Origin of the sequence: Parasulfuritortus cantonensis (genome assembly GCF_004337445.1) — a bacterium.
Classification (GTDB): Bacteria; Pseudomonadota; Gammaproteobacteria; order Burkholderiales; family Thiobacillaceae; genus Parasulfuritortus; species Parasulfuritortus cantonensis.
Map to the genome: position 1 here is coordinate 24334 of NZ_SJZB01000008.1, position 21457 is coordinate 45790.

General features: G+C 70.4%; 19 protein-coding genes. 5 read left to right on the forward strand and 14 right to left on the reverse strand.

Going from position 1 to position 21457, the window contains the following annotated elements:
* Positions 1 to 4: 4 nt before the first annotated feature.
* The 12 genes from EZJ19_RS01640 to EZJ19_RS01690 all read right to left on the reverse strand — a co-directional run bounded on the left by EZJ19_RS01640 (position 5) and on the right by EZJ19_RS01690 (position 14312).
* On the reverse strand, positions 5 to 2203 hold the full coding sequence (locus tag EZJ19_RS01640; protein ID WP_165873421.1) for a TonB-dependent receptor: 2199 nt from the start codon (positions 2201 to 2203) through the stop codon (positions 5 to 7).
* Between the two features lie 171 nt (positions 2204 to 2374).
* Complete coding sequence (locus EZJ19_RS01645) at positions 2375 to 4294, reverse strand: alpha-amylase family glycosyl hydrolase (protein WP_206199280.1); 1920 nt, start codon at positions 4292 to 4294, stop codon at positions 2375 to 2377.
* 146 nt (positions 4295 to 4440) lie between these two features.
* Positions 4441 to 4866 carry a hydroxyphenylacetyl-CoA thioesterase PaaI gene (paaI, locus tag EZJ19_RS01650; RefSeq protein WP_131444564.1) on the reverse strand — a complete coding sequence of 142 codons (426 nt, stop codon included), beginning with the start codon at positions 4864 to 4866 and terminating at the stop codon, positions 4441 to 4443.
* A 7-nt stretch (positions 4867 to 4873) separates the two neighbouring features.
* The gene (locus EZJ19_RS01655) at positions 4874 to 6196 is read right to left on the reverse strand and encodes a phenylacetate--CoA ligase family protein (protein ID WP_131444565.1); all 1323 of its coding nucleotides are present in this window, start codon (positions 6194 to 6196) and stop codon (positions 4874 to 4876) included.
* Positions 6197 to 6211: 15 nt separating this feature from the next.
* The gene (locus EZJ19_RS01660; RefSeq protein ID WP_131444566.1) at positions 6212 to 6637 is read right to left on the reverse strand and encodes an ACT domain-containing protein; all 426 of its coding nucleotides are present in this window, start codon (positions 6635 to 6637) and stop codon (positions 6212 to 6214) included.
* Between the two features lie 14 nt (positions 6638 to 6651).
* Positions 6652 to 7986: a phenylacetate--CoA ligase family protein gene (locus EZJ19_RS01665; protein WP_131444567.1), complete on the reverse strand. Its 1335-nt coding sequence runs from the start codon at positions 7984 to 7986 to the stop codon at positions 6652 to 6654.
* A 20-nt stretch (positions 7987 to 8006) separates the two neighbouring features.
* Complete coding sequence (locus tag EZJ19_RS01670) at positions 8007 to 8501, reverse strand: indolepyruvate oxidoreductase subunit beta (protein WP_131444568.1); 495 nt, start codon at positions 8499 to 8501, stop codon at positions 8007 to 8009.
* Positions 8502 to 8511: 10 nt separating this feature from the next.
* Positions 8512 to 10137: a thiamine pyrophosphate-dependent enzyme gene (locus EZJ19_RS01675; RefSeq protein ID WP_131444569.1), complete on the reverse strand. Its 1626-nt coding sequence runs from the start codon at positions 10135 to 10137 to the stop codon at positions 8512 to 8514.
* Positions 10138 to 10159: 22 nt separating this feature from the next.
* Positions 10160 to 11521 carry an alginate export family protein gene (locus EZJ19_RS01680; RefSeq protein ID WP_206199281.1) on the reverse strand — a complete coding sequence of 454 codons (1362 nt, stop codon included), beginning with the start codon at positions 11519 to 11521 and terminating at the stop codon, positions 10160 to 10162.
* On the reverse strand, positions 11511 to 11681 hold the full coding sequence (locus EZJ19_RS15735; protein WP_165873422.1) for a symporter small accessory protein: 171 nt from the start codon (positions 11679 to 11681) through the stop codon (positions 11511 to 11513). The genes EZJ19_RS01680 and EZJ19_RS15735 overlap by 11 nt, the downstream gene beginning before the upstream one ends.
* A 12-nt stretch (positions 11682 to 11693) precedes the next feature.
* The gene (locus EZJ19_RS01685) at positions 11694 to 13532 is read right to left on the reverse strand and encodes a sodium:solute symporter family protein (protein WP_131444570.1); all 1839 of its coding nucleotides are present in this window, start codon (positions 13530 to 13532) and stop codon (positions 11694 to 11696) included.
* Between the two features lie 135 nt (positions 13533 to 13667).
* Positions 13668 to 14312: an RluA family pseudouridine synthase gene (locus EZJ19_RS01690; protein WP_206199282.1), complete on the reverse strand. Its 645-nt coding sequence runs from the start codon at positions 14310 to 14312 to the stop codon at positions 13668 to 13670.
* 74 nt (positions 14313 to 14386) lie between these two features.
* Here EZJ19_RS01690 and EZJ19_RS01695 point away from each other — a divergent pair, with 74 nt between their 5' ends.
* The 3 genes from EZJ19_RS01695 to EZJ19_RS01705 all read left to right on the forward strand — a co-directional run bounded on the left by EZJ19_RS01695 (position 14387) and on the right by EZJ19_RS01705 (position 17332).
* Positions 14387 to 15250: a DMT family transporter gene (locus EZJ19_RS01695; protein WP_131444571.1), complete on the forward strand. Its 864-nt coding sequence runs from the start codon at positions 14387 to 14389 to the stop codon at positions 15248 to 15250.
* A gap of 240 nt (positions 15251 to 15490) precedes the next feature.
* Positions 15491 to 16021, forward strand: coding sequence for a carboxymuconolactone decarboxylase family protein (locus tag EZJ19_RS01700; protein WP_131444572.1), 531 nt, complete (start codon positions 15491 to 15493; stop codon positions 16019 to 16021).
* Positions 16022 to 16045: 24 nt separating this feature from the next.
* Positions 16046 to 17332 (forward strand): tetratricopeptide repeat protein, encoded by a 1287-nt coding sequence (locus EZJ19_RS01705; protein ID WP_131444573.1) that lies wholly within the window; start codon positions 16046 to 16048, stop codon positions 17330 to 17332.
* A 10-nt stretch (positions 17333 to 17342) separates the two neighbouring features.
* On the opposite strand, the gene EZJ19_RS01710 is transcribed toward EZJ19_RS01705, so the two are convergent.
* Positions 17343 to 18644, reverse strand: coding sequence for an NAD(P)/FAD-dependent oxidoreductase (locus EZJ19_RS01710; protein ID WP_131444574.1), 1302 nt, complete (start codon positions 18642 to 18644; stop codon positions 17343 to 17345).
* A 174-nt stretch (positions 18645 to 18818) separates the two neighbouring features.
* Between EZJ19_RS01710 and EZJ19_RS01715 the strand changes: the two genes are divergently transcribed.
* Complete coding sequence (locus EZJ19_RS01715; RefSeq protein ID WP_131444575.1) at positions 18819 to 19271, forward strand: hypothetical protein; 453 nt, start codon at positions 18819 to 18821, stop codon at positions 19269 to 19271.
* A gap of 44 nt (positions 19272 to 19315) precedes the next feature.
* Positions 19316 to 20410 carry a TPM domain-containing protein gene (locus EZJ19_RS01720; RefSeq protein WP_131444576.1) on the forward strand — a complete coding sequence of 365 codons (1095 nt, stop codon included), beginning with the start codon at positions 19316 to 19318 and terminating at the stop codon, positions 20408 to 20410.
* Between the two features lie 12 nt (positions 20411 to 20422).
* Here EZJ19_RS01720 and EZJ19_RS01725 read toward each other — a convergent pair.
* Positions 20423 to 21457, reverse strand: a 1035-nt coding sequence (locus tag EZJ19_RS01725) for an aldo/keto reductase (protein ID WP_131444577.1), incomplete at its 5' end; no start/stop codon positions are given.

Sequence of the window (21457 nt, forward strand, 5' to 3'; positions counted from 1 at the left end):
CGCCTCACCATTCCAGGCCCAGCTCGACCAGCCAGGAACGCCCGGGCGCCCGGTAGCTGGCGTAGTACTCGCGGTCGAGCAGGTTGTCGATGGACAAGGCGACGCGGGCGTTCTTGGTCAGCCGGTAGCCGACCCGGGCGTCCACCACCGCATAGGCGTCGAAGGCGCCCGGCACGCCGGAGACGACGTCGCTGTTGTCGTCGGTGCCGTAACGCTTGCTCGCGTAGCGGCGCGCCAGGTAGTAGTCCCAGGCCCCGTGGCGGCCGGACACGCCCAGGTTGAGCATGGTCTTGGGCAGGTGTTGCAGGTCCTTGCCCTCGAGGGCCGGGTTGGCGCTGTTCTCGGTGATCTCGGCGTCGTTGAAGGTGGCGTTGGCGAACAGGTGCAGGGCAGCGCCGAACTGCTGTTCCACGGCCACGATGACGCCGCGCCCGAACGCCTTGCCGACGTTCTCCTTGGGCCGGATGCAACCGCTGCCGCTGCAGCTGCCGGTGCTGTAGATGAGGTCGCTCATGTAGTTCTCGAAATAGTCGAGGCGGACCAGGCCGCCCCGCCAGGGGCTGGTCTCGGCACCCAGGTCCCAGGAGGTCAGGCGCTCGGGCTCCAGCTCCGGGTTGCCGGCGAAGGTGGTGCCGCTGGAGGATTTCCAGGTCCGGTACAGGTCGTAGGCCGTGGGCGGCCGGAAGGCCTTGCCGGCCGACAGCTTGACCACCAGGTCCGGGCGCGCCTTCCAGACCAGGGACGCCTTCGGGCTGACGGCGCTGGCGCTGCGGCTGGCGTAGCGCTCGCTGAAGGCCGGCGCGGTGAACTGCTCGGCATAGCCGTCCGAGATGCGCCACCAGTCGCCGCGCACGCCCAGGTAGGCGGTCAGGTCGGGCGCCAGGCGCCATTCGTCCTGGACGAACAGGGCGGCGTTCCGGCTCACCCCGCCGGCCCGGTACTTGATGGCGCCGCGCGCGTCCTCGTCGGTCCAGTCGGCGAGCAGGTATTCCTCGTTGTCGGCCTGGTCGCGGCGCAGGGTGGTGCCGACCGTCACGGTATGGGCGAGGCCGGCGTCGCGGGTCCATTGCAGGTCGGCCGAGACGTAATGGCTGGCGGTACCCGAATAGGTGCCCGGACCGCCGTCCAGGGTGGTCGCCGAGGTCGAGCCCGGGGTGACGTACCAGGACTTGCCGATGTCGTTGTAGGTCAGCCCGACGTTGACGACGCCGCCGGCCAGCGGCCGCTCCAGGCCGGCCTGCCAGAGGTTGCGCTCGTGGCCGCCCTGGCCGCCCGCGTAGCTGGCCTCGCTCGGGTAGTAGACCGCGTCGCCGAGGGCATTGCTGGCGTAGGCGTGGGCATCGTCGTAGTCGTAGCGGTAGCGCGTGCCCAGCCAGGAGGCGCGCAGCCGGGTGCCGTCGGCGAGCGGCATCTCGGCCTTGACCAGCGCGTTGCGGTCGGACCAGCCGTTGTCGCCCTTGTCGCCGTACAGGTAGCGCAGGCTGCCCTTGGTGTCGGTGATGGTCTGGTAGCCGGACAGGCCGGCCGCCGGGGCCGTCGTCGAGGTCACCATGTCGGTCGGGAAGCCGTCGCTGCTCTGGCCGCTGAGACCGGCGAACAGGCGCAGGCCGTTGTCCAGGCGGGTGCCCCCGGTGAGCACCAGGCGGCGCATGTTGGCCAGGGCTTCGCCGTCCTTGAAGGCATCGCCGAAGCCCAGCTTGGCCTGGAATTCGGTCTTGTCGGGCAAGCGGGTGACGAACTGGGTGACGCCACCCATGGCGTTGCCGCCGTACAGCGCGGAGGCCGGGCCTTCCGCCACCTCGACCCGGGTCAGGAACTCGGCCGGCAGGCCGCCGTAGGCGACCGCCCCGGTATAGGCGTCGTTGAGGACGGCGCCGTCGAGCAGCACCAGGGAACGGGAACCGTCCGGGATGCCGTGCATGCTGATCGACGACAGGGTGTCCATCAGGCCCTTGCCCCGCCGCACGTAGACGCCGGGCACCTCGTTGACCGCCTCGTCGAGGCTCTCCAGGCTGCGCTGTTCGAGTTCGCCGCGCCCGACCACGGCGTTGAATCCGGGCGCCTCGTCGACCGTCTTCTCGGTCCGGGTCGCGCTCACCACGACCTCGGGCAGGACCGCGGTATCGTCGGCCGCCACCGCGGCGGCCGACACCATGACCCCGGCCAGCAGGCCGGTCGCTAGGCAATGTGAAGAATTACTCATACTTCTTATCCCTATCCGCAAAAAAGGCCGAAAATTCGGCCATCTCGATCCCCTGTGCGGGCGCGGGCACGGCATGGTCTGCGCCCGCCGCATGGTACGGCGGAAGGGCTGCGCTTGTGAAGAAAAAAAATATTTTCCTATTCGGTTCCGCGGCGGGCGCCGACGACGGGTTCAGCCATAGGCCACGAAGCCGCCCGCCGGCACCAGGATGCGCGCCGCGCGGCCGTTGCAGGCGATGATGTCGGCGGCGCTGCCGATCTGCTCGGGATCGCTGGAATACAGGCAGGTCAGGGTACCCGGCTCGGCGTGCAGGGCGGCGTCGATGGTCACCCAGGCGGCGTGGTCGTATTCCGTGTCGGTGTTGATGGCGAGCAGGAGCTCGCGGTCCGCGAACAGGCGCGACCAGGGCACCATGCCGCGGATGCGGCCGTCGCGCAGGTGGGGCAGGCGGAATTCGCCCGGTTCCAGGTCGTCGCAAAGTTCGCGCAGGTACTGGCGGCCCCGGCTCAGGGCCAGGTGCTGGCGGCGCAACGCGACGACGTCGGCGACGAAGCGGTAGATCTCGTGCTCCTCGTCGAAGAAGTGGCGGTCGCAGCTCTGCAGGGAACCGAAGGCGCCGCCGAACATGCATTCGCGCAGGTAGCGGTCGTTGTCGCCGGCACCGTCGAAGCCCTGCTCGGTGCCGTAGTACAGGCACGGGATGCCCATCGAACAGAGGTTGAGGCCGAGCACGGCCTTAAGGTGCTCGTAGCCGTCGTTGCCCTTGTCGCCGCAGAAGCGACCCTTGGCATTGCCCTTGCGGACCTGGTCGTGGTCGTCGAACAGGGTCACCACGTGTTTGCCGAACCAGGTATGCGACGACTTGTTGACCAGGGCGGAGTTGCGGAACAGGTCGAAATAGTCGGTCGGCTCGCGCCAGCCCTTGGCCAGGTATTCCATGCGGTCCGGGATGTCGTCGATGCCCAGGGCCGCGTCCAGGCCGGTCAGCTCCAGGGTGTTGTAGGCATTGGCGCGGCCGCCGGTGATCTCGCCGACCAGGAAGAAGTTCTCCTTGCCCAGGCTCTGGGCGAATTCCTTGATCACCGACACGAAATAGCGCGTCGCGCCCGGCTCCATGTGCTTGACCGTGTCGATGCGGAAGCCGTCGACGTCGGCCAGGGCGATCCAGAACTTGTACACCTCGCACAGCGCCACCAGCGCCGGACTGGTCACGAAGGCATCCGGGATGCGCCGGCCCTCGGCGTCGCGGACATGGTCGCCGTGGTGGATGTCCTTGAGGGTGCAGAAGTCGCCCTCGTAGTATTCCGGGTCGTAGTCCCAGTTGACGATGCGGCCCATGGTGGTGAAGGTCGCGGCGTCCTGCAGCTCGGCCGGCCAGACGGCGTCGTTCGGCCAGGCGTACGGATGGCTGGCCGGGTCGACCGCAGCGAACGGGATGTTGGCCTCGCCATAGGCGTTGCGCCAGCCGGCCACCGGGTAGCGGGCGCCGTCCCAGCGCGGGTCCATGCCGCCGTCGTCGGCCGGATAGCGGTTGCCGTCGAAGCAGTAGCCGAAGACGTCGCCGGCGTGGTTCAGGATGATGTCCAGGATGACCCGGATGCCGTGCCGGTGCGCGCCGTCGACCAGGTCGACGAGGTCCTGGCGGGTACCGAAATGGGGATCGACGTCGAGGTAGTTCTGGATGCCGTAGCCGTGGTAGGAGTGGGGGTCGGCCGCCACCTGCTTGAACACCGGGCTGATCCAGAGGGCGCTGACGCCAAGCCGCTTCAGGTAGCCGAGCTTGCTGGCCAGGCCCTTGAGGTTGCCGCCCAGCCACTCGGCGCCGGACGCCGCCCAGGCGCCGCGGTCCGCGGTGTAGGCATCGTCCATGAAGCGGAACGGCGGCGTGCGGCCGTCGGCGACGGTGCCGCCGGCGTTGTCCCGATAGCCCTGCTCGTTGCCGTCGGAAAAGCGGTCGAGCATCAGGAAGTAGAGGACCTGGTCCTCCCAGGCGGCCGGGGACGGGTGGTAGGCCGGGCGCCGCAGGGCGGTCCAGTCGATGTCGTCCAGGCGGCGTTCCAGCCGGTCGTGGCTGCTGGCGTCGAAGTTCACGGGAGCACCTCCTGCGCAAGTCCGGGACAGAATGCACCGGTTTCTTGACAGTTTAGATCAAGCTTTGCGGATGTCCCGGTCGGATTGTCGATGCGCGGGCCGCGCCCGGGCCGGAGCCCGGTACGCCGAGGCGTGCGGGGTGCGGGTCAGACGGCGCTGTTGCCGGCCTTCAGCGTGGTCGGCTGCTCGGGACGCCGGTACACGGTGCCGGTGAACAGGGCGACCGCTTCGGCGCCGTTGCGGATCTCGATCTGGTAGACGCCGGTGCGCCGGGTCAGGCTGATCTCGGTCGCCACCGCCTCCAGGCGGTCGCCGGCGCGGGTGCCCTTGAAGTATTCGATGTGCGCGGACAGGGCCACGGCCAGGGCGCCGTGCGAGTTGGAGGCGAGCGCGAAGGCCGAATCGGCCAGCGAGAACAGGAAGCCGCCGTGGGCGGAGCCGAAGCTGTTCAGGTGCTCCGGGCGCAACTCGCCCCACACCCGGGCCCGGCCCGGTGCCGGCACCTCGGCCTGGAAGCCCAGGTGGCGCATGTAGGGGTCGAGTTCGAATTCGAATGGCACGGTCTCGGTCATGGCCTTCTCAGTCGCTCAGGCGGCGTTTGTCGTTGACGCGCTTGGCCTTGCCGGCGAAGCGTTCCAGGGTGCGCGGCGCGGCCAGCTCGACGGCGGCGCGGATGCCGGTCACCGTGAGCACCTCGCGGCCGATCCGCTCGCGCAGCTTCTGCATCTGGTCCATGCGGTCGGACATCAACTCGGGCAGGACCTCGACCCGGATGGTCAGTTCGTCGCGGATGTCCGGCCGGTCGACCTCGATCAGGTAGTGCGGCGTGGTGCCCTCGACGCGCAGCAGGGCCTCCTCGATCTGCGACGGGTAGACGTTGACGCCGCGGATGATGAGCATGTCGTCCGTGCGCCCGGTCACCCGGCTCATGCGCGCCGTGGTGCGGCCGCAGGCGCAGGGTTCGCGCCAGATGCGGGCGATGTCGCGGGTACGGTAGCGCAGGAGCGGCATGGCCTCCTTGGTCAGGGCGGTGACGACCAGCTCGCCCGGCTCGCCCTCGGGCACCGGTTCCAGGCTGTCCGGGTCCAGGCACTCGACCAGGAAATGGTCCTCCTGCAGGTGCATGCCGGCGCGCGCGGCGCACTCGCCCGAGACGCCCGGGCCGATCACTTCCGAGAGGCCGTAGTTGTTGAAGGCCAGGATGTCCAGCTCGGCCTCGATCTGGGCGCGCATCGCCTCGGTCCACGGCTCGCCGCCGAAATGGGCGAACTTGAGCGGCAGGGTACGCGGGTCGATGCCCAGCTCGCGCGCCGTCTCGGCGATGGTGAGGGCATAGCTGGGGGTGCAGATGAGCACCTCGCTGCCGAGGTCCTGCATCAGCTCGATCTGGCGCCGGGTGTTGCCGGAGGCGGCCGGCACCACGGTGGCGCCGACCCGCTCGATGCCGTAGTGGAGGCCGAAGCCGCCGGTGAACAGGCCGTAGCCGAAGGCCACCTGGGCGGTGTGCTCGGGACGCAGGCCGCCGGCGACCAGGAAGCGCGCGCACAGGTTGGCCCAGAGCTGCAGGTCGGCCGGGCTGTAGGCGACGAAGGTCGGCCGCCCGGTGGTGCCGGAGGAACCGTGGATGCGCGCCAGCTTGTCGCGTGGCACGGTCAGGAAACCGAGCGGGGCGTGCCGGCGCAGGTCCTCCTTGGTGGTGAAGGGCAGCCGGCGCACGTCGTCCAGGCCGTGGAGGCTCTTCGCCGAGACGCCGCGCAGGGCGAAGGCGTCGCGGTAGAACGGCACCTGGGCGACGCGCTCGACCACCGCGCGCAGGCGCTCCAGCTGCAGCGCCGCCAGGTCGGCGCGCGGCAGGCATTCCTCGCGGTCGAGGATGCGGTTTTCGGTCACGAATCGGCTCACGCGGCCCCCGCCGGCTCAGAACAGCTCGTTGTCGGCGACCACGGCGAGCTTGACGCGCGCCAGAGTGGCGATGGCGGCGTCCGGGTCCTCGAAGCGGAAGATCAGCACGGCGCGGCCGTTGCGGCGCAGGCAGAAGGCGTACATGTATTCGATGTTGACGCCCTCGGCGGCGAGCAGGTCGAGCATGCCGACCAGGCCGCCCGGCTCGTCCGGCACGTCGACCGCGACGACGTCGCTGACGTTGACCACCCAGCCGTCGCGTTCGAGCACGTTCTTGGCCGCCTGCCAGTCCTTCAGGACCAGGCGCAGGATGCCGAACTGCTCGGTGTCGGCCAGCGAGATGCTGACCAGGTTGATGCGGGCGTCGGCCAGGAGCCTGAGCGGCTCGGCCAGGCTGCCGGGGCGGTTTTCCAGGAATACGGATAGCTGCGGTAACTTCATGGTCTGTGCTCTCCTTAGTCGTTGCGGCGGTCGACGACGCGCTTGGCCTTGCCCTCGCTGCGCGGAATGGTGTGGGGACCGACCAGGCGCAGGCCGACCCGGATGCCCAGGATGTGCTCGATGGCGTGCGCCAGACGCGCACGCACCACTTCCATGGCGCGCACCTTGTCGCTGAACACGTCCGGGGTGACTTCCACCTCGACCGACATCTGGTCGAGGCCGTGGTCGCGCGACAGGATGATCTGGTAGTGCGGCAGGGTGCCCTCGACCGAGAACAGGGCCGCCTCCACCTGGGACGGGAAGACGTTGACGCCGCGGATGATGAACATGTCGTCCGAACGCCGGCTGATGCGCCGGATGCGGCGCACCGTGCGGCCGCAGCCGCAGCGCTCGGGCAGGATGGTGGTGATGTCGCGGGTGCGGTAGCGGATCATCGGCATCGCCTTCTTGGACAGCGTGGTCAGGACCAGTTCGCCCTCCTCGCCGTCGGGCAGCGGTTCGCCGGTCACGGGGTCGATGATCTCGGGCAGGAAGTGGTCCTCGAACACGTGCAGGCCCTCGTGCTGCTGGCACTCGCCGGCGACGCCGGGACCGATGATCTCGGACAGGCCGTAGATGTCGAAGGCCTGGATGCCGGTGTCGGCGAGCATGCGCGCGCGCAGGGCGTCCGACCAGGGCTCGGCGCCGAACACGCCGATGCGCAGCGGCAGGTCCTTGAGGTCGACGCCCATGTCCATGGCCTTCTCGGCCAGGTGCATGAAATAGCTCGGCGTGGCGCAGATGGCGGTGACGCCGAAGTCGCGCAGGACCATGATCTGGCGGTCGGTGTTGCCGCCCGAGATCGGCACCACGGCGGCGCCCAGGGCCTCGACCCCGTAGTGGGCGCCCAGGCCGCCGGTGAACAGGCCGTAGCCGAAGGCGTTCTGGACGATGTCGCCGCGGTGCAGGCCGGCCGCCGCGAAGGTGCGCGCCATGACCTCGGACCAGACGTCCAGGTCCTCGCGCGTGTAGGCCACGACGATGGGCTTGCCGGTCGTGCCGGAGGAGGCGTGCAGGCGCACCACGTCGTGCATGGGGCTGGCGAACAGGCCGAACGGGTAGGTGTCGCGCAGGTCGCTCTTCAGGGTGAAGGGCAGCTTGGCGACGTCGGCCAGGGTGGCGATGGAATCGGGCGTCAGGTCCCGTTCCTCGAGGCGGCTGCGGAACAGCGGCACATTGTCGTAGGCGCGCTTGACCACCGCCTTCAGGCGGCGCAGCTGGATCTCGCGCAGTTGCGCCTCGGGCAGGTAGTCGGGCGCGCTCACCGGGTTGAAGCCGCCGGCGGCGTCGTTCCAGAGTTCGTGTTGCATGATGGAATCCGGGTCAGGGGTCAGGACAGGTTGAAACGTGCCCGCGCGGACTTGCGCCCGAGCGCGAAGGCCTCGTCGTTGAGGCGGTGCAGCTTGGCGGCCAGGCGGGCGTGGATGGCGTCCAGCCAGGTCGCCTCGGGGATGTCCAGGAAGGCCGAGAGCGCGCCCAGCATGGCGACGTTGAAGCTCTTCTTGTTCTTCAGGCCGTCGGGCGGGATGACGTCGGGCGGGATGAGGATGCCGTCCGGGCGCAGCACCGGCTGGTTCGGCTCGACCTGGGTCGCTTCCAGGACCACCAGGTAGTCCGCCTCGCCCACGGGCACCATGGGGCTCAGCACGGTGGGGCCGTAGCGCACGTCGCTGGACACCGAACCGCCGCGCTGGCTCATGCCGTGCAGTTCGCTCTTCTTGACGTCGAAGCCGGCCCGGGCCACGGCATCGGCAAGGATGTCGGAGGCGGTCAGGACGCCCTGGCCGCCGAGGCCGCCGAATACGATGTTGGTCACTTTCGCCATGGTCGCCCCCTCACTCCGCCGGCATGGCGGCACAGGCCTGGTTCATCTTCTCCAAGGCCGCCTTGTCGTAGAAGCGTATCTTCGGCGCCGCCAGCACGCAGGGCTGGCGCAGCACCACCAGGGCGGTCTCCGGCTTGGCGAGCAGATCGTTGAGCAGGGCGGGCAGCTGCTCGCCCTCGCCGACGATCTCCAGGCTGACCACGTTCTGGATGCCCATGGCCCGGCCGAGGGCGACGAAGTCGACCTTGCCGGTCGGCTCGTGGTTGAGCGTGCGGCCGGTGCTCGGGTTCTCCTGCTGGCCGGTCATGGCGGTCGTGCTGTTGTCCAGGATCAGGACCACGTGGCCGGTTTCCGGCGGGTTGTAGACCATCTCGGCCAGGCCGGTGATGCCGGAGTGCACGAAGGTCGAGTCGCCGATCACGCTGACCACCCGGCGCGCCTGTTCGGCCGGCAGGGTGTGCCGGAGGCCGAGGCCGACGCCGATGCTGGCGCCCATGCAGACGCAGGTGTCCATGGCCGAAAAGGGCGGCAGCACGCCCAGGGTGTAGCAGCCGATGTCGCCGGCGACGATGCAGTCCATGTCGCGCAGGACCTCGAAGACGTCGCGGTGCGAACAGCCCGGGCACAGCTCGGGCGGCTTGCCGCGCGGCGGCACCGGCTCGGGCGTCGTGTCGCCGGCCAGGATGCGGCGCACGCGCGGCACGGTCAGCTCGCCGAAGCGGTACATCTCGGGCTTGCCCTCGGCGGCGATGCCGGCGGCGCGCAGGGCCTCCAGCATGACCGGGTCGCCCTCCTCCACCACCAGCAGGCTGGCGACCCCGGCGGCGAAGCGGCGGATCGCCTCGATGGGCAGCGGGTAGGTCATGCCGACGACCATGTGGCTGGCCTCGGGCGCCGCTTCCATGGCGTGCATGGCGGCGATGCCGCTGCTGACGATGCCCAGCTCGGGGCTGCCGGGGACGCGGCGGTTGGGCCCCTCGGCCTCGTTCCAGGCGGCGATCTCGGCCAGCTTGGCGCGCAGGCGCAGGTGCGCCGGCTTGGCGTAGGCCGGGATCATCACCCGCGCCGGCACGTCGCGCCGGAAGCCCGGCTCGGCCGGGCGGGCGGCGTCGGCGCGCGCCACCACCAGGGTCTTGGAATGGCACACCCGGGTGGTCAGGCGCAGGATGACCGGGATCTTCCAGCGCTCGGAGATCTCGAACGCCAGCAGGGTGTAGTCGTAGGCCTCCTGGGAATCGCACGGTTCCAGCATGGGCGCCGCGGCGGCCCGGGCGTAGTGGCGGTTGTCCTGCTCGTTCTGGCTCGACGCCATGCCGGGGTCGTCGGCCGAGACGACCACCAGGCCGCCGTCGACGTCGGTGTAGGTGGCGGTGAAGAGCGGGTCGGCGGCGACGTTGAGGCCGACGTGCTTCATGGTCACCAGGGCGCGGCCGCCGGCGAAGGCGACCCCGATGCCGACCTCGAGGGCGACCTTCTCGTTGGGCGACCATTGCGCCCGGCCGCCGAGCTGGTCGAAGGCCTCGAGGATTTCCGTGGAGGGGGTGCCGGGATACCCGGTACCGAGGAGGACGCCGGCATGGAGCGCGGCCAGGGCGACGGCTTCGTCGCCGTTGAGGAGTTGCCGTTCTGTGTTCATGACAAGGGGATGGGACAGTAAATTACCAACTTAGGACGAGTTCCGCGCGCAGGAAATAGGCGTTGTCGCCCTTGGGCGGGGTGTAATAGCCGCCCGGGATGAAATATTCCGCCACCAGGTGCCCGGCGACGTGCTTGTCGAACTTGCTGCGCAGCCAGGCCGCGAGCAGGTGGCCGCGGAACTTGTCCGAGCAGCTGAAGCCGGTGCTGCCGCACTTGCTGTTCCGGTCCGCGAACAGGGCATGGTAGTCGAGGCTCAGCTCGGTGGTCGGATGGACCTTGACGGCCCAGCCGAGGTTGAGGCGGTGCAGGTTGGTGGTCTCGCCGGTGCGCGTCTCGGCGCCGTAGCTGTACGGGCCGTACAGCTCGCTCCACTGCGGCCAGCGGCCCCAGAGAGGGTCGAAGGCCTCGGTCTTGCCGGTGCTGTCGGGATCGTCGCCGCTCAGGAACTCGTAGCCGATCTGCACGCGCGCCGCCCGCTCGCCGTCGAGGCGCCGGGTCAGGCGGCCGTTGAAGCCGTAGGCCTGCAGGTCCTTGCCGTTGCGCCGGCCCCACTCGAACGCCGCCTCGGCGCGTGCCTTCCAGCGCGCCGTCAGGGCGCTCTCGACGCGACCGCCGAGGGCGTTGACGTGGCCGTCGTCGGACGGGTCCGCCGCCACCGGGATGATGAAGCCGTTGTTCAGGCGCAGGCTGCCGGCGCCGGCCTCGCCGGAGACCGGGCTGTTGTTCTTGCGGATGAAGAAGGCGTCCAGGTCGGTGTCCGGACCGGCCTTGTGGCGCCAGTAGGCGATCAGGCCGCGCTCGTCCTGCTCGGTCTGGTCCTCGCGCTCGCCATCCAGGGTCAGGCTGGTCTTGGCGTCCTGGCGCACCAGGACCACGTCGACGGTGTCGGCGGCCTTGGCCCAGGTCGCCCGCGCGGCATCCAGGTAGAAACTGCGCGAGCCGTCCAGAGGGGTACCGTCGCCGGTCAGCCAACCGTTGCCGAACATGATCTCCTGGCGGCCGATCCGGAAGTTGACCGGCAGGCCGCCCGGCTTGGCGACGTCGAGATAGAGGTTGTCGAACATCAGGGCGCCGTCGTACCAGGTCTCGTAGTGGGCGCTCTCGCCCGGCCGGTAGTAGTGGCGGCCTTCCCACATCAGGCGCCCGGTCAGGGCAAGGACGTCGTTGGCCGCGTAGCGGCCCCAGCCGCGCACGCGGTAGCGCTCGAAATGGCGCGAGGCGCTGGCGTTGTCCTCGTCGAGGGCGTTGGCGTTCTCGATGGCGACCTCGCGCAGGCGCAGGTCGAGGCCGCCGCTCCAGGCCGAGGCGGCCTCGTCGGCGACCGCCGGGGCGGCGGCCAGGAGAAGGCCGGCGAAGGCCAGGATACGGGCATCAGAGTTCATCTTCGACCTGCCTGTCCACCACGGCCCAGGCGCGGTCCTCCTGGGTCAGTTCGTCACCGGCGCGGTTGCGCCGGACCAGTCCGTAGGCGACGCACAGGGCGGTCGCCACCAGGCAGGCCACGTAGGCCAGCCAGATCATGGGGTCGTCGATGCCGAGCATGCGGGGTCTTCCTCAGGCGCGCCGTTCCGGGAAGCAGCGCGCCAGGTGGGCGGCGTCCGGCGGCCGGGTCACGGCGCTGACCAGGATGGCGGTCAGGATGGAGAGCGGCAGGGCCACCACGATGGCGTCGACCACCGGCCAGTTGGGCAGGTCCTCGACCAGGCTGCTGTGGCCGCCGGTGAGCCACTTGACCAGGCCGAGCGCGCCCGCCTCCTTGGCCTTCATGAAGAGCAGCCAGAACAGCGACGCGGCCAGGCCGACCACCATGGAGGCGACCGCCCCGGCCCGGGTGATGCGCCGGCTGAACAGGCCGCCGATGTAGGCCGGCATGAAGGTGGCGGCGCAGAGGCCGAAGAAGATGGCGGTGAAGCGGGCGATGACGTATTCGTCGCGCACCGTGTAGGCGAGGGCCACCGAGACCAGCAGGCCGGCCAGGATGGCCAGGCGGATGACCTTCAGGCTCGGCTGGCTGCCGCCCGGCTTGCCGGTCAGTTGTTCCCAGAGGTCGCGCCCGGCCGCCGTGCCGAGGGTGTGGAACTGGCTCGACAGGGTGCTCATGGCGGCCGACAGCAGGGTCAGGAAGAAGAGCAGCCCGAACCAGTGCGGCAGGGCCGAGGTGATGTAGGCCGGCATGATCTGGTCGGCCTGGCCCTTGCCGTAGACCAGGGCGATGGAGCGCCCGCTGACCCGCTCGAACGGGTGGCCGTCGGCGTCCACGGCGGGCTGCCGGGCACTGACCACGAGGGGGGCCTTGACCGGCTTGCCGGTCTTGCCGTCGAGCACGGCCTGCCAGCGGCCGGCGTCGTTCTCGCGCACCAGTTCGACCAGGGCATGGCCGCGGCCGGCGTCGAGGGTCTGCACCACCCGGCCGGACAGGAGCGGCCCGTTCCGGGCGAACCAGACGTTGGACAGGCTGCCCACGACGTAGGGGGTGCCGACCATGAGCAGGATGAACAGGGCGCCGGCCGGCACGGCGCGGTCCAGCTCGCGCCGGCTGCGCACGGTCATGAAGCGGACGATCAGCTGCGGCTGGGCGAGCACGCCGATGCCGACCCCGATCATGATCGAGGTGACCACAGTCCACCAGAGGTCGTAGGACTTGGCGCCCCAGCCGAACGCCGGCATGGCGGTCCAGCCGCGGTGGCCGATGTCGGCGAGTGGCTTGGGCACCAGGTCGGCCATGTCGGTCAGGGCGCGGTGGGCGTCGCCGACGCCACCCAGGCTGTCGTAGGTGAACCAGAGCAGGAAGGCCATGCCGAAGATCATGATCACGCCCTGCAGGGTGTCCGTGTACATGACCGCCTTGAGGCCGCCGGGGATCACGTAGGCGGCCGTGAGCAGGCTGAAGATCAGCAGCGCCACCTCGAAGTCGATGCCGAACTGGGACGCCGCGAAGACCGCGCCGCCGGTCATCACGGCGGCAATGTAGAGGGGCATGAAGAGGAACAGCAGCGCGCCGGCGAAGACCTGGATGCCCTTGCTCTGGTAACGCAGGCCCAGGAGCTCCGGGAAGGTGTGGGCGCCCAGGTGGTGGCCGATGCGCCGGGTCGGCTCGCCGAGGACCACGAAGGCCACGAAGATGCCGACGGCGATGTTGAGGAAGGTGAGCCAGAGCAGGCTCATGCCGAACATGCCGGCGACGCCGCCGAAGCCGACGATGGCGGAGGTGGAGATGAAGGTGGCGCCGTAGGAGATGGCCATCACGACCGGGTGGGCGCCGCGCCCGGCGAGCAGGAAGTCGGACGCCGTGCGGGTACCCTTCCAGCCCAGCCAGCCCAGGTAGCCGATCGCCCCGAGGTAGATCAGGATGACCAGGGTGTCGACCAGGTCGACGGTGGTATGGGGGCTCATGGCGTCGGCCGCCGGTGCTGCTTTAACGATAACATCGTCCGAATATATACATTCGGCCTTCCGTTTGACAACTGTCCGGCGCGGACGCGGGCGAAATTCCGCCATTTCGACGCCGGCGCGGCAACGCCGGCCGGATCAGAACGGCACGCGGCTGGCGAAGTCGAGTTCGCGGCCGTCGCCCGGGTGCCGGAGGCGCAGCCGGCTGGCGTGCAGGAGCAGGCGGCCGCCGCGGTCGCCTTCCGGCTGCGGGCCGTAGAGCGGGTCGCCCAGGATGGCATGGCCGAGCGCGGCCAGGTGCACGCGCAGCTGGTGCGAGCGGCCGGTGACCGGCTCCAGCTCGACCCGGGTCGTCCCGGCCTCCCGGCCGAGCACCCGCCAGCGCGTCAGGCTGGGTTTGCCGCGTACCGGGTCGACCCGGCTGCGGGGCCGGTTCGGCCAATCCGGCGCCAAGGGCAGGTCGATGACGCCCCAGTCCGTCGCCGGCGCCGCCAGCCGGCCGGCCACCACGGCGACGTAGCGCTTGTGCACCCGGCGCGCCGCGAAGGCCATGCTGAGGGCGCGCTGGGCGGCAGCGCCGCGCCCGAACAGCATGATGCCGGAGGTCGCCATGTCGAGCCGGTGCACCACCAGGGCGTCCGGGTAGCGGGCCTGGACGCGGGCGCTCAGGCAGTCCTGCTTGTCCGGCCCGCGCCCGGGCACGGCGAGCAGGCCGGCCGGCTTGTCGCACACCAGCAGGTCGGCGTCGGCATAGAGGATCACCAGTTCGGGCATGGCCGCCATGATAGCCGGGCGCGGCTTGCCTTTCCCGCCCGAACCGGTAGGGTGCGGCCCATGTCCAGCGCCGAAACCCGCCGATGACCGCCGCCTCGGCCCTCCTGCTCGCGGTCGCCCTGCACGTGACCTGGAACCTGCTCGCCCGCCATGTCCCGGCACGCCAGGAGTTCATCTGGTGGGCGCTGGCCGGCCACCTGCTGCTGATCGGCCCGTGGGCGCTCTGGGCCTTGCTCGGCCAGGTGCACTGGGACGCCACCCTGGCGACCTGCGTCGGCCTCTCCGGCGCCGCCCTGGCGGTCTATTTCCTCGGCCTGCGCGCCGCCTACCGGCACGCCCCGGTCGCCCTCGCCTATCCGGTCGCCCGCAGCGCGCCGCTGTTCGTCGCCCTGGCCGGCGCCCTGCTGTTCGGCGACCGTTTCGACGGCCTCGGCCTGGCCGGCATCGGCCTCAGCAGCCTGGCCCTGGTCCTGCTCGGCGCCAGCGCCTGGCGCGCCGAGGCCGGCCGCGCCATCGCCCCGGCCCTGGCCGCCGCCCTGGCCACGACGGTGTATTCCCTGAGCGACAAGGTGGCGGTCGGCCATCTGCCCGACTACGCCAGCCGGCTCGGCTACATCTCGCTCGGCTACCTGATCGCCTGGCTGGCGCTGACCCTGGCCCTGTACCGGCGCAGCGGCCGTTGCCTGCCGGCGGCGCGGCCGCCCGCGCCCCTGCTCGGCGCCGGTGCCCTGGCCATCGGCAACGCCTACGCCCTGGTCGTGCACGCCATGGCCAGCCTGCCGGCCGCCCACGCGGTGGCGCTCAGCAACGGCGGCATCGTCGTCGCCGCCTTCCTGTCGGTGTTCTGGTTCGGCGAGCGCCAGCACCGCCGGGCGCGCCTGTTCTGGGCCACCGTGCTGGCGGCCGGCCTCGCCCTGGTGGCGGCGTCCGGCGCCCGGGCGACGTGATAAAAAAACCCGCTTGGCACGACCGCCGGGTGCGGGAGTAGCATGCGGCGTGGCCCTCCCCCACCACCCCGCCGCGCGGCGCCCAGGCGCCCGGCCCGGGCGGCGGCGCCGGCCACGCCCCCATCCGACAGGGCGTCCGCCCGGCCGCCGGCCGCTCCGGGCGTCGTGCCGGATGGCCGGCCTCGGCGCGCCGGCGGACCGACCGGTCGCCGGCTTTCGACATCCACCCAGAGACAATCCATGGCTCACATCGACTTACCCGAATACGCCGACATGGCTCCCGAAATCCAGGCCAAGGCACGTCCGATCCTGGAACGGACCGGCAAGCTGGGCGAAATATTCAAGCTCCTCGCCGTCAACGAACGGGTCTACTTCGCGACCGACCAGATGGCGCAGAGCTACCTGCTCGAAGAAACGACCCTGTCGTTCCAGGTCAAGGAGGCCATCGCCCTGCTGGTCTCGCAGGAAAACGGCTGCCAGATGTGCGTCGGCATCCACAAGCGCATCGCCCGCATGCTGGGCATGTCGGAGGAACTGGTCGCCCAGGTCCTGCAGGGGATCGACGCGATGGCCGTGCCCGAGCCGGAGAAGGCCCTGCTCCGGTTCTGCCTGCGGGCCTCGCACAAGGACAACTACAAGATACTCAAGTCGGACATCGACGCCCTCAAGGCGCTCGGCTACAGCGACGTCCAGATCGTCGAGGCGGTCGCCGTCACCGGCTACTTCAACTACATCAACACCCTGTCCAATGTCTTCGCGCTCGGCGACTGAGCGTCGCGCAGGAGATTGACCGCCATGGTCAAGGGCGATCGGCGGCAACTGCGCGAGATCCACCGCCAATACCGGGCGGCCGCGGCCGAGAACGACTGGCCGGCGGCCTACCGGCATGCCTTCGAGCTGCTCGCCCTGGACCCCTCGCCCGACTACCCGCTGGCCCTGGTCGGCTGTGCCGCCATGCGCAGCGGCCGCTTCGACGTCGCCGAGCGGAGCTTCCAGCGCCTGGTCGAACGGCAGCCGAACGACGGCAACACCTACGACGGCCTCGCCGAACTGTATGGCCGGCGCACCGAAGCCGCCCTCAAGGCCGGCGCACCGTCCGACGCCGCGGAGGCGCGCCGCCGCGCCGCCGAATACGGCCACCGTGCCCTGCAACTGCATGATGCCGAGGTCACCGCCGCCCCGCTCTGGCAGGTCCCGGCCGGCCCGCCGCCCGGCTTGGCCGCGGACAAGACCGGCAACGTGGTCGCCTACACGCTGTTCGGCGCCAAGCCGCTTTACTGCGAGACAGCCTTCATCAACGCCCGGGCCCTGGCCTTCCTGTTGCCGGGCTGGACCATGCGCGTCTATTGCGACCGCAGCGTGCCCGAGGACGTGCGCCAACGCCTGGCGGCACGCGGCGCGCAGGTCGTGCTGTGCGAAGGGCCGGCGTGGGACGGCGTCGATCCCCTGATGCGGCGGTTCGCGGTCATGGCGGACCCCACGGTGACGCGCTGGCTGGTCCGCGACGCCGACTCCCTGATCTCCCGGCGCGAGGCGGCCGCGGTCGCGGACTGGCTGGCGAGCGGACGCTGGTTCCACGTCATGCGTGACGCCTATACCCATACCGAGCTGCTCCTGGCCGGGCTGATCGGCGGCTGCGGCGGCGTCTTCGACGGCCGTCTGATGGCCGAGTCCCGGGACTTCCCGGCCCGGCACCAATACGAACGGCGCCTGGTCGACCAGCATTTCCTGCGCCAGGTGGTCTGGCCGACCTTCAAGCAGAGCCTGCTCAGCCACGACAGCTGGTTCGGCTTCGGCGACGCCCGGCCGTTCCCGGTCGCCCCGGATGCCAACCTGGGTCCGGACTTCCACGTCGGCTGCGCCCAGAGCACGCTGGTCAGCGGCGCCGGCTCGAACCTGGCGGACGGCGCCAGCCTGGCCTGGGCCATCGCCGACGAGCGCGGCCGGACGGTGTGCAGCTACCGGGTCACCGTCACCGGCGGCAGTTGGAAGACCGTGCTGCCCAAGCTGTACGCGGACAACGTGCGGGCCGGGAAATGGCGCATCGTGCTCGGCCAGGCCCCGGCGCCCGGCCCGGCGTGAGCGCCGCCGGTCAGACCCGGTTGCTGAAGCGGTAGCTCTTCGGCAGGCCCAGGGTGTCGGCCCATATGTTGCGCGCCCAGCCGCGCATGTACTTGAATTCCTCGGTCGACTCGACGTCCGAGACGCCGCTGCCCGGCTGCACCTCCATGCTCTTGTCGGCCGGGTTGTAGCGGAACACGGTGGCGACGTGGAAGGCGGTGTGGTCGGTGCTGGCGGAATAGCAGGTGCTGGTGACCACCGGCGCCGGGTCGGGCGCACGCCCGGCGAAGATCTCCGACAGGGCATAGGCGCACAGCTTGCCGCCGTTGTTGGCCAGGGCCGCGGCCTTGGACAGGTTGGACAGGATGGCGTCGCCCAGGATGTGCACGTTGGCCACCTCCAGGGACTCGAAGGTGAGGTAGTCGATCGGGCACCAGGCGCCGTTGTCGCCGGTGCGGGCGCCGATCTGGCCGGTCAGGGCGGCCGCGCGCATGGGCGGCACCAGGTTGATGACGTCGCCCTTGACGTCGTCGAAGTCGGTGCCGATGGTCATCTTGGCCACGTCGAGCGAAGCCGGCATGTTGTTCGGCCGGTAGTCGATCATGCTGTTCTCGGTACCGTAGCCGTAGTGGGTCTGCCAGGCGGTCAGGAACAGCTTCTTCTTGGACACGATGTCCGGGTTGCCGTCCAGCATGATGATCTTGCTGCGCGGCTTGGCGCGCTTGAAGTAGTCCGCGATCAGGCTGACCCGTTCGTAGGGTGCCGGCGGGCAGCGGATCGGCGCCATCGGGATGGAGATCACGAAGGTGCCGCCGTCCGGCATCGCCTCCAGTTGCCGGCGCAGGACGCCGGTCTGGCTGGGGCCGGCCTTCCAGGCATGCTTGACGTGCTCCTGGGCGGCGGCGTCATAGCCCTGGATGCGGTCGAACATCAGCTCGATGCCGGCCGCCAGGATCAGGCGGTCGTAGCCGAAGACGTGGCCGCCCAGGGTGGTCACGGTACGCTTGCCGGGGTCGATGGCGGTCACCGCGTCGCGCACGAAATGGTCCGCGGTCCGGCGCAGGTAGTCGTACGGGAAGCTGATGTCGCCGAGCCGGTTCCAGCCCGCCAGGACGGTATTGGAGAACGGGCAGGAGATGAAGCGGTCGTTCGGCTCGATCACCGTCACCTCGGCCTCGGGCGTCCACAGCTTGAGGTAGCGGGCGAAGGCGGCGCCGCCGTAGCCGGCCCCGACGACGACGATCTTGGGACGCGCGCCGGCGATGGCGGGGAAGCCGGCGGCGGCGAGCAGGCCGCCCGTGGCGGCCAGGAATTCACGGCGGTTGACTGTCATGTTGTGCTCCTCCTCGGGGCGATTATCCTACCGGATCGCAGCCACGCCCATGGCCCCGCTCGCGCGCCCCGACGTTCCCTTGTGCCGCCCCGCTCCGAGTAGTAACGTCGGCGCCAGCATGGGCCCGGGGCCACCCGGGTGCCGCCCGCCACCAACCGAAAGAGGAACCACCCCATGAAACGCCTGCTCTTTGCCGCCGCCTTGGGCCTCGCCGCGCTGCCGGCGCTCGCCGCCGACGTCGGCGTCTCCATCACTGTCGGCCAACCCGGCTTCTACGGCCGCATCGACATCGGCGACTTCCCGCGCCCCCGGCTGATCTATGCCGAGCCGGTCATCGTCGAGCGCGGTCCCTACCACCGCGGCCCCGTCTACCTGCACGTCCCGCCCGGCCACGCCAAGCATTGGAGCAAGCATTGCCAGGAGTACCACGCCTGCGGCGAGCGCGTCTATTTCGTCGACGACGACTGGTACAACCGCGAGTACGTGCCGCGCTACCAGGAGAAGCATCGCGGCCGTGCCGACGTCCGAGACGACCGCCGCGACAACCGGCGTGACGATCGCCGCGACGACCGGCGCGACGACCGGCGCGACCAGCGTGGCAATGGCCACTATGACGAGCGCCGCTGAGCGGCCGCCGCGGTCACCCCGGGCAGTTTGCTGAAGCCGACGCCATGAGCCATCCGGGCGCCCGCCTGTTCGCCCTGCTGCTCGCCCTGTGCCTGATCCTGCCGTCCTCCGCCCGGGCCTTTGACGCACCCGCCTTCCAGGGCGACGTCCTCGACGAGGCGGGCCTGCTCGCCGAAGCCGACCGCAGCGCCCTGGCCGAACGCATCAAGACGCTGCGCGACGACGACGGCGTCTGGGCGGCGGTCTACGTCGCCCGCAGCCTGCAGGGCGACAGCATCGAGGCGGCCGCCGTGGCCACCTTCGAGAAATGGCGCCTGGGCCAGGCCGGCAAGGACAACGGGGTGCTGGTCCTGGTCGCCCCGGCGGAACGGCGCATGCGCATCGAGGTCGGCTACGGCCTGGAGGGCGTCCTCACCGACCTGTTCTGCCGGCGCGTGGTCGACGAGCTCTACCAGCCGGCCTTCCGGGCCGAGCAATACGCCGACGGCCTGATGCAGGGCTTCGACGCCATGGCCAAGGCGGTACACGGCGAGGAGGCCCTGCCCGAGCTCGCAGCACCCGCGGCGCCGGCCGAGCCGCCCTTCGACGGCGCGGCCTTCCTGCACCGTTTCCTGGCCGGGCTGGCCGGCAACCTGGCCGTGCCGCTGGTCTATTTCCTGGCCCGGGCGCGCGGCCGCGCGCGGGGCCGCGACAAGGGCCTGGGCAGCCGCACCGGCGACACGCAGTGGCTGCTGCTCTCGTTCGGCTTCTTCGGGGTCTTCTTCGGCCTCTTCTTCGCGGTGTTCGGCTTCGCCTTCCCGTCCGACCCGGAGGTGATGGTCGGCCTGGTCGGCATGAACCTGTTCTTCGCCACCGCGTTCGCCCTGCCGCTCGCCGGCAACGTGCGCGCCTGGCTGTCGGACTCGGCCTACCGGCGCGAACTGGCGCGCCAGCGCCTGCTCCGGATACGCAAGCGCTCGCCGCTCAAGCGCCAGATATTCGGGGTCTGGTTCGACCCCGCCGAGGTCACCACGAGCCGGGGCGGCACCCGGCCGGAACCGCGCGGTTCCTCGTCCGGCTCGTCGTTCGGCTCCAGTTCCTCGTCGTCGTCCTCGGGCGGCGGCCGCTCGGGCGGCGGCGGCGCCTCCGGGAGCTGGTAGACGGCCGCCCGTCTAGGGCGCCGGATTGGTGTAGCGCAGGTGCAGGTCCTCGATCTCGGCCAGCAGTTCGGCCGACAGGGGCTTGTCCCAGGCACCCAGGTTCTCTTCCAGTTGCGCCAGGCTGGTGGCGCCGATGATGGTGCTGGCGACGAACCAGCGCCGATACACGAAGGACAGCGCCAGCTCGACCGGGGTCACGCCGTGGCGGCGGGCCAGGTCGGCGTAGACGGCCACGGCGACCGGCACGTTGGGCTTCTCGTAGCGCTGGGCGAAGCCCTTGAACTCGGTCACCCGGCCCTGGGCGGCCGGGTCGGCCAGGTACTTGGCCGACAGCAGGCCGAAGGCCAGGGGCGAGTAGGCGAGCAGGCCGACCCGCTCGCGGTAGGCGAGCTCGGCCAGGCCGGTCTCGAAGGTGCGGTTGATCAGGTTGTAGGAGTTCTGGATCGACACCACCCGGGGCAGGCCCAGTTCGTTCGCCAGGCGCAGGAACTCCATGACGCCCCAGGGGTGTTCGTTGGACAGGCCGACGTAGCGCACCTTGCCCTCGGCGACCAGTTCGGCAAGTGCCTCCAACTGGGCGCGGATGGGCGTGGACGCCAGTTCCTGGGCCGGGTCGAACTGGTACTTGCCGAACATGGGCACGTTGCGCGCCGGCCAGTGCAGCTGGTAGAGGTCGACGTAGTCGGTCTGCAGGCGGCGCAGGGAGCCCTCGATGGCGGTGCGGATGTTGTCGCGGTCCAGGGCCTTCGGGCCGCCGCGCAGCCAGGCCATGTTGCGGTTCGGCCCGGCCACCTTGGTGGCGACCACGACCTGGTCGCGCGGCCGGCCCTTGAGCCAGGCGCCGACGATGGTCTCGGTGCGGTTGACGGTCTCGGCGCGGGGCGGCACCGGATACATCTCGGCGGTATCGAGGAAGTTGATGCCGCGCGCGAAGGCATGGTCGAGCTGGGCGTGGGCCTCGGCCTGGTCGTTCTGCTGGCCGAAGGTCATGGTGCCCAGGCAAATGGCGGAGACGGCGAGATCGCTGTCGCCGAGCCGGCGGTATTC